Here is a 15,755-nt window from a genome sequence, read left to right as displayed (position 1 = left end):
GGACAGAAAAAGCCTAGTTTCTTAATATAAATATAGTATCAGTCTGTCGGTTTTAAAATTTCCAGCAGCAGCTCTAACAGCTCTTAAAAACTTATGGAATGTTAGTTTTGCAGGAGTAAGCAAATAATAAAAAGTATTATTAAACCCCCATAATATAAAGAATCTCCTTCGTATTCTTTGAATATAATCAATCAAAAGTCTCGAGGGGAAAAATATGAAATCACCAGCTAAGGGGGCCCTTGCCATGGTATTTGCAGGGGCTATAACGTTTTCTGTTGCCAATGGCATGCTGAAAGCTACTAAACTTTTTTCAGAGGAACACTCTTCTGTTTTATCAGGTATTCAACAAAAATCTGAAGTAAACAGACAAATTGATGAAAAGTCAGAAGCAAACATACTGGCTGTGCAAGAGAATGCGAAACAAAAAACGGTTACAGAAGATGCTCCTGATTTTGAAGAATCATTAAAAAAGGAAAAGAATACCGATAAGATGATTGTTGCTGTTCATACGAATACCGAAAAATCCAATCGGAAACCTGCTGTAAATCCTGTTTCAAAAGCTGTATCTGTCTCAAACGAAAAACCTTCGGCACCGGAGCCTGCCTCTGCACCTGCGGGAAGCAAGACAACAACTGAAGCATCAAAACCTGAGACCAGCACACAAGATCCAAACACACCTGCCTCTGGCACGGGAGGAGGAAGCATAATAAATCCTGCTGCAAAAACACTTAACCATGGCCAGCAGGTTTCCCAAGCCGCAAAAGAAAAAGCTGAGAGTAATCGGGTTAGCAAAGGAAAAGAAGACAAAGAAAACAATGGGAAAAATCATTAAACCTCAGGAAGGATCATCAGGAGACGGTGGTCCTTTTTCCTTTATAGGTATTAGATTATACAGCAAAAAGGCCTTCCCCAAATGGGAAAGGCTCTTGAATTCATTTAATATTCATAATGGAATTATCCTGAGTTACATTGCCTTTTCGTTTAAGTTTATTCCAGCCAACGGCTACTCCTTTTATAGCGGAGAAGATCGATTTTACCACAACATAAGTCATCAGCTGTTTATATAAAATTCGCTGCAGAAACAATGAGACCAGTGGTTTAGGGCTTTCTTTCTCCAGCCTGAACGCATAAAGGGAGGCGAAGAAATCCATCAAGTAGAATAGGACAAATCCAATGGCTGCTTTTTCAGGGTTTGGGCTGAAAAGGGCAAAGATGAACAATATATCTGCAATAGGAGAAATGGTTTGATAAACATATTGAAAAAGCCACATGTTAGGCAAGGCTACATATCCTAATGAATGATGTTTTTTGTTAAATAATGCCGCGCGATGTTTCCAAAGGCATTGGAGAGTGCCATATACCCATCGGTAGCGCTGCTTTGCCAGGCTTTTAATATCTTCAGGCACCTCTGTATAAGCATAAGCCTTTTCTTCGAACTCAATTTTCTTACCTTTGCGCAATAGTGCAAGTGTGATATCCGTATCTTCTGCAAGGGTATCCTCTCTAAAGTAACCAGCCTCTTCAACCGCAGACTTTTTCCATGCACCGATGGCACCTGGTACTACGGTAATGCAATTAAGAGCCGCAAAGGCTCTTCTTTCCAAATTAAAGCCTGTCACATATTCAATATGCTGCCAATTCGTCAGGAGATTCCCCTTATTCCCAACCTTTACATTACCTGAAACAGCAGCCACTTGATTATCTTTAAAATGGCTAACAAGTAAAGAGATGGCGTTTTCAGCAATGAGTGTATCGGCATCTAATGCAATTACTATTTCCCCCTTAGCTTCCTTAAATCCAAGGTTTACAGCCGAGGATTTTCCGCCATTGGGTTTTTTAACTAACCGGACGCAAGGAGTGTCCGCAAAAGTTTCTTCAACTGCACGAGCAGTATGATCCTTTGAGCCATCGTCGATTATCAGTATCTCAAAATCCGGATAGTCACTGGATAAAATAGAATCTACAGTTTTGCAAATTACTTTTTCTTCATTATAAGCTGCAATTACAACACTGACATAAGGAGTAAAGCCAGGGTCAATCCGGGTCTCTTTATACCTTTTGACCTGTTTCCAGGATAGGAAAACAAGAAATAGAATGCGCAAAACACCTAAGAGGATGGCTGAGTAAAACAAAAAGCTAAGTCCAGTGTTCCAGCTTTTAATGACCTTAAATACCGCCATATCATAAACAGAATAAGGGTTTTCCTGATCAGCAAAAGGCATGATTTCGGTATCTCTTTTCCCAATTAAACCGGCAGTTGTCGTAAATGTGTAGCCTCTATTTTTAAGAGTTTCAATAATTACCGGAAGGGCTTCCACTGTTTTGGAGCGGTCACCGCCAGCATCATGAAGCAAAATGACGTTACCTTCGGCCAGCTGATCCAATGTTCGATTTACAAGTTCATCTGCTGAAGATCCTTGCCAATCACCCGAGTCAATGGATTGGCCGACCATGGTATAGCCCAGATTCTGAGCTTCCATAATAGGAAGCTGTTCGTTTCTTGTGCCCAGTTCCGTATCTGCTATGTATGGAGGGCGAAAAAGAGTCATAGAATGACCTGTTATGCCTTGAATTAAGCGCTGTGTTGCATTCAATTCCATTCGTAAACGAGATGGTGTGATGGATGTAATATCAGGGTGTGTAAAGGTATGATTTCCGATTTCATGTCCCTCATCATAAATTCTGTTAACCAGCTGGGGATGCATCAATGCATTTTCTCCAACGATAAAAAAGGTGCCTTTTACCTCATACTTCTTCAATATGTCCAATATTTTTGGTGTGTAGGCTGGGTCAGGACCATCATCAAAAGTAAGAACGATTTCTTTTTTGCTGGATTTTCCATGGCGGATTACTTCAAAAGGCTTTGGATATTTGATATAGGTTTCCTTTTTTATCATTCCATTGGAATTTATCTCGAAAGTCCTATTTCCTTTTTCAGTTTGTGAGGCGATTTTCAATATCTCTCCGTTCCCTGTATGAAGTGGTGAGATATGACTTTCAAAGGCACTTAACATTTGAGATGGATTAATGATTTCCTTAGGCTTGTTAATAACACTCCAGATAGAGGGATCCTCCGAACCGAGCCTCCATATTGCTATTCCGGTAGAGCCGCCATTAATCGCAAGGATCATCTGGTTATAAAAAGTAGCAGCATCCAGAAACCAGACAGTATGATTTTTTCCATTTTCTTTATAGCGTAAGTAGGGGTTTCCAGCATCCATACTCCAATTGATATTAAGGTTCGCCTCGCTGCCCAGCTTCATGATATCTCCAAATGTCATGTCAGCTGCGGGCTTATCCGAACCTTCTTCCCAGTCGTAACCGTATGTTCCTAAGCCTGCTACCAATTTTCCGGATGGAATATCAGCTTGATTCAAGTTCTCCTTAACCCAATCGGTTTGAGCGACAGGGCCTGGTGTGCTCATGGAATAATGCTGGTCATAGAGCATGACAATCACTCGGTCAGCGTATTTTGCTAAAGAAGTATAATCGTAGCTTTCGTCATTGGGCGGAACATCCAATGTCACCATTAAGCCTTCTTTGTGGAAGGCTTTATAAACTTTACTCATGAACTGAGTAAAATGATCCCTGTCGGCTGGTTTAATTGCTTCAAAGTCAATATTTATACCATCAAAGCCATTTGTTATCACATAAGAAAGCATTTCTTTAATAAAGAGATCGTCAGCACCTGGGGCAGTGAATAACCGGTGAAGAACATCTGAATCCCATTTGTTGTCTATAAAATTATTCACTAATGGCAGAATCTTAATTTCATGTTTATTTGCTTCTTTTACTATGGACCGGTCAATTGAAGACTTGAGCTTTAGATCTGGAGTAACCTGCATCCACTCAGGGACTAGAGTGGTTATGGACTCTTTATTTTTCTTGAAGGATGTTTTACTATTCTTGTCCCAATTGACATAGAATCCATACACTTCTTGCTTTCGTGCAATTTGTGCCATCTTTGGCTTTTCTGAAATAGCCGCTGAAGAAGTTGTCTTTTGAATCTGTGATGCCAATTCTTCTTCATTGAAGGGCTTATTTATCGGATTGATCCCGGAACTTGATACGCTTTGATCTAGATGCAGTTCAGGAAGCTTTGGAGCTGTATTTAAACTCTGTATGAAAAATGTCGATATAACAGCAATTAATAGGATGAAGCCAGCGCTCATTCGCTTAATCAGGGACCATCGCATTTTAGCAGGATCAAGAAATATATATTCCTGCTTTCCCTCGTTTTTTTTCAGACCCAGGTTATAAAACCAGTGGAAGAAAAAATAGCAGACTAGTCCAACCAAGCCTCCTAAGACTCCTGATGCAATTGATTCCGAGGTTACTATTTTGGTTTTAAGTGATGAAATGAACCAGTACTCTTCAAATGGGCCAAAATCCATGAAAGGCAGCTCGTGTATGTAGGGTATAAAAACAGTAATCAGAGTGCCCAGGAATAAGGCAATAATATTTAGGCGCAGCAGCAGTGAACAAACAAACAATAATGGAATACTAAAACTTTCCAAAGGTAAAAATGCCAGAAAAAACCCTAGAGTGCTTGCAATCGCTCCTGCATTTCCGGAGACAGGTGCAAACAAAGATCTGACAATCCACCTGAAAAAACGATCCACATTCATTCCCCCCAAAAGTAATGTCGAATTATCTATAATAATTTAATAGCTTTTGGAGTGTATGCTCCAAACATCCAATGGGTCAATTTTTCGACAAAAAATGACCATCAACAAAAATTTAGGTTGTGGTTCTATAATTTTGGGGGTGGGATAAAAAAATGTGTTTGCTTTTTTATGGTACTTAACGCGATTTACCATGGTTTAATGTAAGTAAGTGATAATTGTTTCAATTAAGTTAATTTGAACACCTTATCACCTTGTCTGCTCTGTAAGATTTCCAGCAGCTGTTCCGACATATAATTTGAGTCATATTCAAACCCATGATTTATCCATTCCGTAATCATTCCCAGCATGGCATGTACATAGAAGCTTGCCTGCAGTTCACGATTAATTTTGGGGTTAAACTGTACACCTTTAAGGTCTCTCAAAGTTACCTCTTTCAGTACATCGCACAATTTGCTCTGCAATCCAGATAATGCATTGGATTTTACCATTAGGGAATAGAATTCTTTTTTATGACTGACATGTTCAAAGATTTTAATGGCAGAAGAGGTAAGGGTCTTTAACTCGAAGGTTTCTGTGTCCTTATATGGTTCGCGATAGGAAGAGATTAGGTCTGCTATAACATCATCGACAATTTCATCAAGGAGATCTTCTTTGTATTCATAGTGCTTATAAAAGGTCCCCCTGTTGAGATTGGCTGTCTTCACGATATCTGTTACAGTTATTTTCTTGAATTCTTTCGTCTGCATTAAGGATAATAGGGCATCCATTAAGGCTTGTTTAGATTTAGTTATTCTTCGGTCAATAGGGAGATTTTGCTTATTGGACATAAATGGCCTCCATTGTAGAAATTGGATGAAAAAATGATCAAAATACAATGAATGTGTTCAATAGTAGACAAATTGCCGTTAATTTGCTGATTGAATGGAAGGTTTTATTACCATATTATAAAGGTGTAAGAGATAATCAACAAGTGTTCACTAAAACATTCAACCGAACGGAGGAAGTCTTTATGAAGCTTCAGGATAAAGTAGCGATTGTAACAGGTGCAGCATCAGGAATGGGAAAAGCGATTGCGGAGTTGTACGCAAGGGAAGGTGCAAGTGTCATTGCAGCTGACCTGAACCTGGAAGGGGCAGAGGCTGTGGCAAAGGGAATTACTGAGAATGGCGGAAAAGCCAAAGCTGTTCAGGTTAATGTTTCAAAACAAGCAGATATTGAAGGAATGATAGATGCAGCAGTACATGAATTTGGAACGCTGGATATCCTGGTGAATAACGCAGGAATTATGGACGGATTTGAACCCATTGGAGACATCCAGGACGAACGATGGGATTTAATATTTGATATCAATACGAAGGGCGTCATGCGCGCCATGCGAAAAGCCATCCCGCTCTTTTTAGAAAAAGGGAAAGGGGTAATCATTAATACTGCTTCTACAGGCGGATTGAATGGTGCCCATGCGGGAGCTGCTTATGGGGCTTCAAAGCATGCAGTTATAGGGCTTACGAAAAACACTGCCTATATGTACGCAAACAGCGGCATCCGCTGTAACGCCATTGCACCAGGCGGAGTGGAAACAAACATCGCTGCTTCAATGAAAAACCTGAACGAATTTGGATTCGGCCGTACAAAAGCTGTTCAGGGTGTAATGCCAAGAGTCGGAAAGCCGGAGGAAATTGCACAGGTCGCATTATTCCTGGCATCTGATGATTCCAGCTTTGTTAATGGATCCGTGATTGTTGCTGATGGCGGGTGGACTGCAGCATTCTAAAGGGTAATCATATTTATAAATGGTGAGGCATTAAATCATGATGATTGGTGCCTTTTTTTGCGACAAATAAGCTAACTGGTTTGGCGTGTCTTGATTCATGCATAGCTGCCAAATTCATAAAAGAATCATAATCTGAAGTTGTCCGGCAGTATGATAAAGTAATAACTTTTTGGCAGATCCCCAGGAGGAGAATAGGTATGGTCTTTTATCGGGATCCACAGGTAAATATAGAAGAAATGCTATCCATCATCAGAAACGGTCTCGGCATTTCTAAGGTCCAAAAAAAAATAATCGTTGTCGGAGCCGGTATGTCAGGTCTTGTTGCCGCTTCCCTGCTGAAGGCAGCAGGGCATGATGTGACGGTTTTAGAGGCAACACAAAGGGTTGGCGGCAGAATATTTACAATGAGAGAGCCTTTTATGGACGGAATGTATCTGGATGTGGGAGCCATGCGCATTCCTCATACCCACCCTTTAGTTTTGGAATATATAAAAAAATTCCGCTTAAAGGTAAATGAATTCCGGAACACAACTCCCCAGGATCTTATCTTTGCCAATGGCATTAAAATAAATCGCACCATATATCAGCAAAACCCTGATATCCTGCGTTATCCTGTTGCTCCGCATGAAAAGGGGAAGACGGCGGAGGAGCTGCTTACGATGGCCATTAAGCCAGTAGCAGATTTTATTAATCAAAACCCTGCTCAGAATTGGAATATTATAGTAAGAGAATTTGACCGGTATCCGATGAGCTTCTTTCTCAGATACAACCCGGTTGGACCGAGTTTATCACCTGGTGCCCTTGAAAGCATTAAAGTTTTGCTTGGTTTGGAAGGCTTCCCGGAGTTGTCGTTTCCTGCGATTCTGCGGGAACTGCTTCCTTTATTTAGCCCGGACATTCATTTTTATGAAGTAGAAGGAGGGAATGACAAGCTTCCAAATGCTTTTTTGCCCCAGTTAAAAGAAGACCTTTATTTCGGTTACCAAATGACAAAAATAGAACAGGATCCTCAGCAGGTTACAATCCATGCCAGACATACCTTGAGTCAAAAACCTTTGACGGTCAGTGGTGATCTTGCCATCTTAACTATACCTTTCTCCTTGCTGTCCTTCGTTGAAATCGTTCCCCGGCAATCATTTTCCCCAAATAAATGGAAAGCCATCAGGGAACTGCATTATGTTTCCTCCACGAAAATTGGGCTGCAGTTTAAACAGCGGTTTTGGGAACGCGAAGGTTTGCAGGGAGGAAAGCTGATGACAGATCTGCCCATTCGGTTCGCTGCCTATCCGAGCCATCTGATTGGATCTTCAGGTTCCGGCATCATTATGGCAAGCTATACATGGGAAGATGATACTTTATCCTGGGATAACCTTAAAGAAGGAGATCGGATTCGGAATGCCCTTGACAACTTGGCTGTCGTTCATGGCAATCAGGTTTACGAGTATTTCTTAACAGGCGCCTCCCATAGCTGGTCACAATATCCGTTTTCTGGCGGAGCCTTCTCTATGTTCAAACCGAACCAGGAAACTGAGCTATTCCCATTTATTCCTGTTCCGGAGGGAAGAGTCCATTTCGCCGGGGATCACACGTCCCTAGCCCCGGGATGGATTGAAGGGGCAATTCAATCAGGAATAAGGGTTGCACGTGAAGTAACCGATTTGCCCCGCAGCTATTAGGGGAGGCAAAAGCTAAAATGCGACAGGAATGTCTGTTTTTGACGTTAAAATGTGCCATTGGATAGGCACTTTTTAACGATTTTCCAACAAATTGTACAAGACAGCTGTAAACGCTTTCAATATAATTGAAATAACAGATAGGAAAGGGGGATGCGTTCAAATGGAACTTTTAATGGAAAAATGTGAACATGGCCAGCAGGAAGAACCTTGTGAAAAGTGTGCCCCTAATCCAGAAGGGGAAGAGAGTTACGATACCTCTGATTATGACTATCATAAGAGACTGTGGTTCTAAGAAAAGCGAAAGCGCCTTGCCCGCCCCCGTTTTGAGACCTCGGGGGGGGGGGGCAGGTGCTGAAGCTGGACAATTACAAATTGTTGTATGTTAAAAAACACTTGGAGAAAATTTTTCCCAAGTGTTTTTCTATCTATAATTTCTTTCTCCTCATCCATTGCGTAGCAGCCCATTTATCACCCATGACAACAGGTGCTCCTCCATGAAGTGTCAGGTCGTTTAAGTTCTGATCATTATAAAAGTATTCAAAATAAACAGCCATGCCTTTTTGTGGAGAAACGGAGAAGTTAAGCTTGGGAAAATACGTTTCCCCGCCCTGTTCCACATCATTCAGGTACATGACAAGCGTGCTGATTCTAGGATTGCTTGCTGCTCTGCTGGTCGAAGAGAAGAAGTCAAAATGAGCTTTATATTCCTGGCCTATTTTATAGTTAAGGATCTGCAGCCCTTCACCATGCTCAACTGGAATGTTCATGATTTGAGATATTCTTTTTTCGATTCTGGCGACAATTTCATTTTCCCCTTCATGGAAAAAAGTGCTGCTGCTGGTTCGCAGTTCATCAACTTCAAGGGAGTTGGCAACTTTTGAACGCTGCATGCGATCTTTTGATTGCTGAATCAGCTGGTCACATTCTTCATCGCTCAGCACATTTCCCAGAATCACGATCAATGGCTCTGCTAATTTGGCAATTATATGAATTTCCCGATCTTCTGTAATTATTTTATTTCCAACATGATCAAAAATCGTTAGTTCTTTATTAGATGCATCCATTGCCATGTACATCAACCTCTTTTTATTTAGTTTTCTGAAAATTCGATATATTAAGGGGCTGCTTGAAGTATTCCTATTTGTGTGTTCCTTCCTCCTAAATAAATGGATGTCTGCAGCAGTTTTTCAACTGGCTGAATTTATTTTACACTCTGATATGAAGGAATTCTATCTTTTTTTTACTGGTAAGCTATTAAAATAGAAAGGAGGCTTCTGCATTTTATTGATTTTCCGGAATATATTTCAATACATAAGCCAGTCTGAACAAAAGGAGATGGCCAGTGTATAGAAATAGGGTTCAATACTATTTAAGCCAAAGACGAAAGGGCAATTTTTCCACCTTTAAAAATGGACTGATTATCATACTCGGAGCAACACTTGTGGCTGTTTCCCTGCAATTATTCCTTGTGAAAAATTATGTTATTGATGGAGGAATTGTTGGATTGAGCATCATCCTTTCACATGTCTTTCGTGTAGAGGTGGGTGCCTTGATCCTGCTGATGAATCTCCCATTTTTAGTGGCAGGCTTTTTCTTTTTAGGGGGAAGATTTTTGGTGTTAAGCCTGTTTGCCAGTTCAGTGCTGGCAGGGGAGACATACATATTGGCCCCATTTGAGGAAGTGACTAACCATCCGCTGCTGATCATAATTCTGGGAGGCCTCTTGCTCGGAATGGGAGTGGGCCTCATTATCCGGTTTGGAGCCTGCCTGGATGGAACAGAAGTTTTGGCGATTTTATTCAGCGAACGTTTGCCCTTAACCATCGGACAATGCATTCTTATAATGAATACCTTTATCTTTGGAAGTTCTGTATTTTTATTCGGCATTACTGAAGCCGCATACTCCCTTGCAACATTTTTTGTTGCTTATAAAACCATAGATACCATTATAATGAAGACTTAAACATTTTCGAATAATTTGATGGGCCAGGTGCATCCTAAGTCGTAAAAAAGCTGAAGGAGATTTCCTGTGAATCCATACGAAATTACCAGCATGATTATTGATGATGAATTTGATGGAGAAGAATATGTCACAACAGAATTTCTCCAGGAAAATAATACTTTTAGCATAACATTTAAAAAAGCAGATCTTGAGGTGATCAACGCCTGGGTATTTAATGATGGCTCATCGCTTCCCGCGAATTTGTCTGAGGAGATGATAGAGTCAATCAGAAACTCTGTGAAAAAAAGAATAGGACGAAAATAGAGGCAGGAAATTGAACCTCTATTTTTTTTGCATAAAATAAACCCTCTCTCAAACAATACTTGTAAATACAATTGTATCTGCAAGTGAGGGGGAAAAGGGTGAACATTCTATTGAAACAGCAGACATTGCTTGTCATAAGGGCACTATACTTCTGCAGGGAAAAGAAGTGGGCGGAGCTTGAAAAGAAGTTTAAACTGACGCCCGCTCAGCAGCATATTCTGTTTCTGCTTGGCACTCAATAATCAAAAAATAACCCCGACCCAAATAAGTGTTCTGGGATGCTGGCATCCATCGACTGTAACCAGGCTTTTAAAGCCGTTAAAGGAAAAAGGGCTGGTCGAAATCACGGCCAATAAAGAGCATCTCCGCTATAAATTTGTCGCTATTTCTAAAAGCGGAAAGGAAGTATTGGATCAGATTATGGATGAGGTAAAAGAGATGGAACAATTTCCGCTGAATTTGAGTCATTTATCCGAAAACGAGCTTATGTCTTTCCTTGAATATGGTCAGATGATAGCAGGGGTTCAAAAAGGAGATGCCTTTAGAAAAATGCTGATTGATGCACGGGTAGAAAATTATGATTATGCATAATTCTTTTAGGCTGATGATGCATTTTGGGAGGTGATTCTATGAGTTATAGCGAATATTGGGAGCAAATATATTCACGAAGCGAAAAGATGAATGTCCTCATTTCTTCATACTGGAGAGAATATTCAGGTCTTGGAACCTGGCAGTTTTGGGCGGTGTTGGCACTAATGGTGCTGCCTCTTGTTATTGTATATCTATCAGTAGACCGGACCAGGATATTTGAGATTTTCTTTTTTGGATATACCGTGCACATTCTATGGACGTACGCTGATAGCTTTTTGGAGAGGTACAGTTATTTTGTCCACACCTATTTTATATTGCCCATGTTTCCCTATGCCATGAATATGACAGCCTCTGCTTTGCCGGTCGGTTTCCTTCTGATCTATCAGTACTGCACGAACCGCAATAAAAGCTTTCTTCTTTACACCATTTTAGCAAGTGCGGTTTTTGCCTTTGTTTTTGCCACGGTCGAAGAATGGGCTGGTATGGTCCATTTTAACAAAGGAATGAATCAATTTTATATTTTTCTGATTGATATCGCTATTGCTTATACTGCCTATTTTTTAACGATGTTTGTAAAAAGAATGAGTGATAATATCAAAGGGTGAAAAGAAACTAGCCTCCCATCTGCTTAGAGATGGGAGGCTAGTTGTTAAACGTTCTCTTTCCAAAGCTTCATTGGATTGTCTTGATCCTCCTGCAATGGCATTTGCACCAATTTGAGTCCCCTGTCATCTCTTGCGTTTTTCAAAACCTCATAAATTATTTTAGACTTGCCTAAGCCTGCATGAAAAGCGTCGTCTACTGATTGGCAATAGTATACCTTATCGATGCCAGCGAAATACATGGCAGTTAAACACATCGGGCAAGGTTCCCCGCTTGCATACATCGTAAAGCCGGCTAAATCATTCGTTTGAAACTGCTCCTGTGCCCGCCGGATAGCAAGCAGTTCCGCATGGCCGCTGACATCATGCTTTTTATGCAATTCATTCACTCCTTCAGCAATGATGTCCTGTTCTTTCACCAGAACTGCACCGAAGGGCTGGCCGCCGTCTTTTACATTATTAATGGCCAGTTCTATAGCCCGTTTCATGAAGTGATCCATTATTAATCATCCTTTTTCAATTAATTGACTCTAATTAAATTAATATCATTTTTTCGTTGGTTATCCAAATAATCTGCTGACTTTACAGCCTGGCAATAGCAAAATTTTCAAATTCGTGCATCAGGATCTGCTGTAAAAGGATGGATATTCATTCAGGTAATCTATATAATTAATTATACATTTTACAGAAAAATAATAAGGAGGCATCCATTATGACAGAGTTAGATTCCAATAGTCCTATTCCGCTTCACATACAGCTAAAGAATGAGCTGCAGGAGTTAATAGACAATCGTTCTTTCAATGAAAAAATACCAAGTGAAAGAGAGTTGATGGATACCTATAAAGTGAGCAGAAGCACTGTGAGAGAAGCGGTTTCCCATTTAGTAAACGAAGGTGTGCTAAAGAAAGTCCACGGAAAAGGCACTTTTATATCAAAGAAACCGATTGAGGAGTGGCTTGGGAATATTACCAGTACAACAGAAGTGATAAAAAAAATGGGTATGAAGCCGGATGCAAAATTATTGGATAATGGCATCGTTGTTCCCGCAAAAGAAATTGTGGAAGCCAGCGGACTTACAGAGGCATACTTTATAAAGCGAATTCGCTATGCTAACGATAAGCCATTGGCCCTTGAAAGTCAGTATTACCCTATTGAAATTGGTGAAAGTCTCGCCCAATATGATATTGAAAAGGGAACACTGTATGATCTGCTTGAGCAGAGTCTGAACTTAAAGTTTGCAGAAGCCGAACAGATGATTACAAGCACTTATTTATCTAAAGAAGAAGCCGATTTGCTTGGTGTTCCATGTTCCTTAAGTGTGCTTCACATTGAACGGTTATTATCAGACATTAATGGAAACTTAATAGAATATTATTCTGCTTATTTTCGTTCGGATATGTACTCATTTAGAATAAAACTATCAAAGAATTCTAGTTAAATACAGTGTTATGCAATTTTGCAATGATACCTATTGATAATTCCGATAATATAAAATTTTTAGAAAATATTGAAAAGAAGTAATGGTTGTGTTTTAATTACAACTGAGGCTAGTCATACAACAACTGGTACGGACGACATGACGTCATGATGTGATGAATACTATTTTTATTTTGCAGGATGGAGTGATGACATGATTATAGGTGTGCCAAAGGAAGTAAAGAATAATGAAAATCGGGTTTCCGTTGTACCGGCAAGTGTTTCTGCGTTTGCAGATGCCGGCCATACAGTCCTGATTGAGAAAGGTGCAGGTGCAGGATGCGGGATCTCTGACCAGGAATATGAAAAAGCAGGTGCAGCAGTTGTTTCAAGTGCAGAAGAGGCCTGGTCTGCGGATATGGTCATGAAGGTGAAGGAGCCGCAGCCTGATGAATACCAATATTTTCGAAAAGGATTGATTCTCTTTACCTATTTGCATCTGGCTGCCGAACCTGAATTGACAAAGGCTTTGCTCGAAAAAGAAGTTACCTCGGTTGCTTATGAAACCATTCAGCTGGATAACAGATCATTGCCTCTCCTTACTCCTATGAGCGAAGTTGCGGGCAGGATGTCTGTCCAGCTTGGAGCCCAATTTCTTGAAAAGATTCATGGCGGGAAAGGAGTCCTTTTAGGCGGAGTTCCCGGTGTGAAGCCAGGAAAAGTGGTGATTATCGGCGGTGGAGTGGTTGGGACGAATGCCGCAAAAATGGCAGTTGGCCTCGGTGCAGAAGTTAGCATCATTGACATAAGTGCTGAAAGACTCCGCCAGCTGGACGATCTTTTTTCCGGCAGGGTAAGGACGGTCATGTCAAATCCGTTCAATATCGCCCAGGAAGTAAAACATGCCGATTTAGTGATAGGGGCTGTTCTCATCCCCGGTGCAAAAGCACCTCAGTTAGTAACCGAAGAAATGGTTAGGCAAATGGAAAAGAATTCGGTCATTATTGATGTTGCCATTGATCAGGGCGGTTCAATTGAAACCATAGATCATATTACCTCACACGATTCTCCAACATATGTAAAGCATGGTGTTTTGCATTATGCGGTTCCAAACATTCCGGGCGCTGTAGCAAGAACTTCCACTTATGCCCTCGCTAATACTACAGCACCATATGCCTTAATGCTCGCTAATACAGGGATTGAAAATTCTATTGTTAAGTATCCTTTTCTTGAAAAAGGGGTCAATACCATGAATGGAAAGGTCACTCATCAGAGAGTTGCAGAGGCGCATAACTACCCTTATACATCCACCCATGAGTTAATAAACAAAATTCCAGCCGCAACATGATTCCCCATTAGAAGAGACACAATGCATACCTGAATCTTTACTAAATAGAAGGAGGCAAGCAATATGTCTACAGTAGAACTGAATGATAACAAAAAGTTAACTGATCAGGATCAGGAACACTTATGGCATGCGATGAGCCGGCATACAGAAGGAAGCAGTCCGATGATAGCCAAATCAGGTGAAGGCTCATGGTTTACTGATATGGATGGCAATCGATATTTGGATGGTGTTTCCGGTCTTTGGTGTCTGAATCTGGGACACGGACGGAAAGAAATTGCAGAGGCCGCAGCAGAGCAAATGATGCAGCTGTCGTATTTCCCTCTCACATTAAGTCATGCGCCAGCCATTCAGTTATCTGCCAAAATTAGTGAATTGCTGGGGGATTCCTATAAAACATTTTTCTCAAATAGCGGTTCCGAAGCAAATGAAACCGCATTCAAAATAGCGAGGCAATACCATAATCAGAATGGCAATCCGGGTAAATATAAATTTATTTCGCGCTACCGTGCCTATCATGGTTCAACTTTAGGTGCATTAAGTGCTACTGCACAGGCCAACAGGAGAGTGAAATACGATCCTGGCATGCCGGGATTCCTGCATGTTCCGCCTCCTTACAGCTATCGCTGTCCATTTGGCGAAGATGTGAAGGATTGCGATAAAGTCGCAGCTGATATGATTGACCAGGTCATCCAATGGGAAGGGTCCGAAACCGTTGCTGCGGTCATAATGGAGCCATTCATATCAGGCGGGGGAGTTATTATCCCATCTCCTGAATATCTGCAGAGAGTGGCACAAATCTGCAAAAAACATGATGTCCTCCTGATAATGGATGAGGTTGTATCCGGATTCGGGCGAACGGGTAAAATGTTTGGATTTATGCATTCGGCGGGGGTTCAGCCTGATATCGTAACGATGGCAAAAGGGTTGACAAGCGGCTATCTCCCGCTTGGTGCTACGGCAGTGCATTCCAGAATTTATGAGAAATTTAAAGAGCAAGGTACAGATAACCATTTCCGCCATGTCTCAACATATGGCGGACATCCGGCAAGCTGTGCGGTTGCATTGAAAAATATCGAAATAATCGAAAGAGAGAATATTGTCAGCAGGGTAGAGATTCTGGGTGAAAGCATTTTAGGCAGCTTAAAAGATTTGCAGACTCATAAAAATGTAGGCGAAGTCAGAAGCGCCGGTTTCTTGTATGGAATTGAAATGGTTGAAAATAAGGAAACAAAGCAGCCGGCATCAGATCAATTAATGGCAAAGGTCATTGCACTATGTAAAGAAAAAGGCCTGATCATTGGCAGAAATGGGGATACAGTGCCTGGTTTCAATAATGTCCTTATTATAGCTCCGCCACTTTCATCTACAGAAGAAGATTTAAAATTCGTTGTCAGGACGGTCGAAAGTGCATTTAAGGAGATTTAGACAAAAAGTTGTATCTGGATGAGAGCTCTTTT

General features: G+C 40.9%; 16 protein-coding genes. 12 read left to right on the top strand and 4 right to left on the bottom strand.

Going from position 1 to position 15,755, the window contains the following annotated elements:
• Positions 1-214: 214 nt before the first annotated feature.
• On the top strand, positions 215-832 hold the full coding sequence (locus AC0VZ9_RS17205; RefSeq protein ID WP_071155687.1) for a hypothetical protein: 618 nt from the start codon (positions 215-217) through the stop codon (positions 830-832).
• 100 nt (positions 833-932) lie between these two features.
• Here the strand turns inward: AC0VZ9_RS17205 and AC0VZ9_RS17200 are convergent, their stop codons facing one another.
• Positions 933-4,622: a polysaccharide deacetylase family protein gene (locus tag AC0VZ9_RS17200; RefSeq protein WP_475396536.1), complete on the bottom strand. Its 3,690-nt coding sequence runs from the start codon at positions 4,620-4,622 to the stop codon at positions 933-935.
• Positions 4,623-4,852: 230 nt separating this feature from the next.
• Positions 4,853-5,455, bottom strand: coding sequence for a TetR/AcrR family transcriptional regulator (locus AC0VZ9_RS17195; RefSeq protein ID WP_009333715.1), 603 nt, complete (start codon positions 5,453-5,455; stop codon positions 4,853-4,855).
• 182 nt (positions 5,456-5,637) lie between these two features.
• Between AC0VZ9_RS17195 and AC0VZ9_RS17190 the strand changes: the two genes are divergently transcribed.
• The 3 genes from AC0VZ9_RS17190 (at position 5,638) to AC0VZ9_RS17180 (ending at position 8,367) form a co-directional block, all read left to right on the top strand.
• Complete coding sequence (locus tag AC0VZ9_RS17190; protein WP_251267099.1) at positions 5,638-6,399, top strand: SDR family oxidoreductase; 762 nt, start codon at positions 5,638-5,640, stop codon at positions 6,397-6,399.
• 197 nt (positions 6,400-6,596) lie between these two features.
• A complete protein-coding gene (locus tag AC0VZ9_RS17185) occupies positions 6,597-8,075 on the top strand; it encodes a flavin monoamine oxidase family protein (RefSeq protein WP_217025545.1) in 1,479 nt (492 codons plus the stop codon).
• 160 nt (positions 8,076-8,235) lie between these two features.
• Positions 8,236-8,367 carry a hypothetical protein gene (locus AC0VZ9_RS17180; RefSeq protein WP_256815916.1) on the top strand — a complete coding sequence of 44 codons (132 nt, stop codon included), beginning with the start codon at positions 8,236-8,238 and terminating at the stop codon, positions 8,365-8,367.
• Positions 8,368-8,500: 133 nt separating this feature from the next.
• Here AC0VZ9_RS17180 and AC0VZ9_RS17175 read toward each other — a convergent pair whose 3' ends face one another.
• Positions 8,501-9,145: a 2OG-Fe(II) oxygenase gene (locus AC0VZ9_RS17175; protein WP_071155686.1), complete on the bottom strand. Its 645-nt coding sequence runs from the start codon at positions 9,143-9,145 to the stop codon at positions 8,501-8,503.
• Positions 9,146-9,417: 272 nt separating this feature from the next.
• On the opposite strand from AC0VZ9_RS17175, the gene AC0VZ9_RS17170 reads away from it, so the two are divergent.
• The 5 genes from AC0VZ9_RS17170 (at position 9,418) to AC0VZ9_RS17150 (ending at position 11,537) form a co-directional block, all read left to right on the top strand.
• Entirely contained in the window at positions 9,418-10,038 is a 621-nt protein-coding gene (locus AC0VZ9_RS17170; protein WP_251156123.1) for a YitT family protein, read from the top strand.
• 66 nt (positions 10,039-10,104) lie between these two features.
• Positions 10,105-10,341 (top strand): hypothetical protein, encoded by a 237-nt coding sequence (locus tag AC0VZ9_RS17165; protein ID WP_009333725.1) that lies wholly within the window; start codon positions 10,105-10,107, stop codon positions 10,339-10,341.
• Between the two features lie 98 nt (positions 10,342-10,439).
• On the top strand, positions 10,440-10,583 hold the full coding sequence (locus AC0VZ9_RS17160; RefSeq protein WP_475396535.1) for a hypothetical protein: 144 nt from the start codon (positions 10,440-10,442) through the stop codon (positions 10,581-10,583).
• A complete protein-coding gene (locus AC0VZ9_RS17155) occupies positions 10,570-10,932 on the top strand; it encodes a MarR family winged helix-turn-helix transcriptional regulator (protein WP_475396534.1) in 363 nt (120 codons plus the stop codon). Before AC0VZ9_RS17160 ends, AC0VZ9_RS17155 begins: the two co-directional genes overlap by 14 nt.
• Before the next feature lie 38 nt (positions 10,933-10,970).
• Positions 10,971-11,537 carry a hypothetical protein gene (locus AC0VZ9_RS17150; protein WP_009333727.1) on the top strand — a complete coding sequence of 189 codons (567 nt, stop codon included), beginning with the start codon at positions 10,971-10,973 and terminating at the stop codon, positions 11,535-11,537.
• Positions 11,538-11,581: 44 nt separating this feature from the next.
• Here AC0VZ9_RS17150 and AC0VZ9_RS17145 read toward each other — a convergent pair whose 3' ends face one another.
• Positions 11,582-12,034, bottom strand: a complete 453-nt coding sequence (locus AC0VZ9_RS17145; protein ID WP_475396533.1) for a nucleoside deaminase — start codon at positions 12,032-12,034, stop codon at positions 11,582-11,584.
• 212 nt (positions 12,035-12,246) lie between these two features.
• Here AC0VZ9_RS17145 and AC0VZ9_RS17140 point away from each other — a divergent pair, with 212 nt between their 5' ends.
• The 3 genes from AC0VZ9_RS17140 (at position 12,247) to AC0VZ9_RS17130 (ending at position 15,723) form a co-directional block, all read left to right on the top strand.
• Positions 12,247-12,972, top strand: coding sequence for a GntR family transcriptional regulator (locus AC0VZ9_RS17140; protein ID WP_071155675.1), 726 nt, complete (start codon positions 12,247-12,249; stop codon positions 12,970-12,972).
• A 192-nt stretch (positions 12,973-13,164) separates the two neighbouring features.
• Positions 13,165-14,298, top strand: coding sequence for an alanine dehydrogenase (gene ald, locus AC0VZ9_RS17135; protein WP_009333730.1), 1,134 nt, complete (start codon positions 13,165-13,167; stop codon positions 14,296-14,298).
• Positions 14,299-14,361: 63 nt separating this feature from the next.
• On the top strand, positions 14,362-15,723 hold the full coding sequence (locus tag AC0VZ9_RS17130; RefSeq protein ID WP_475396532.1) for an aminotransferase: 1,362 nt from the start codon (positions 14,362-14,364) through the stop codon (positions 15,721-15,723).
• Positions 15,724-15,755: the final 32 nt, after the last annotated feature.

Source organism: Cytobacillus sp. QJM3NY_8, from assembly GCF_056173585.1.
This window is presented reverse-complemented; position numbering and strand designations above follow the sequence as displayed.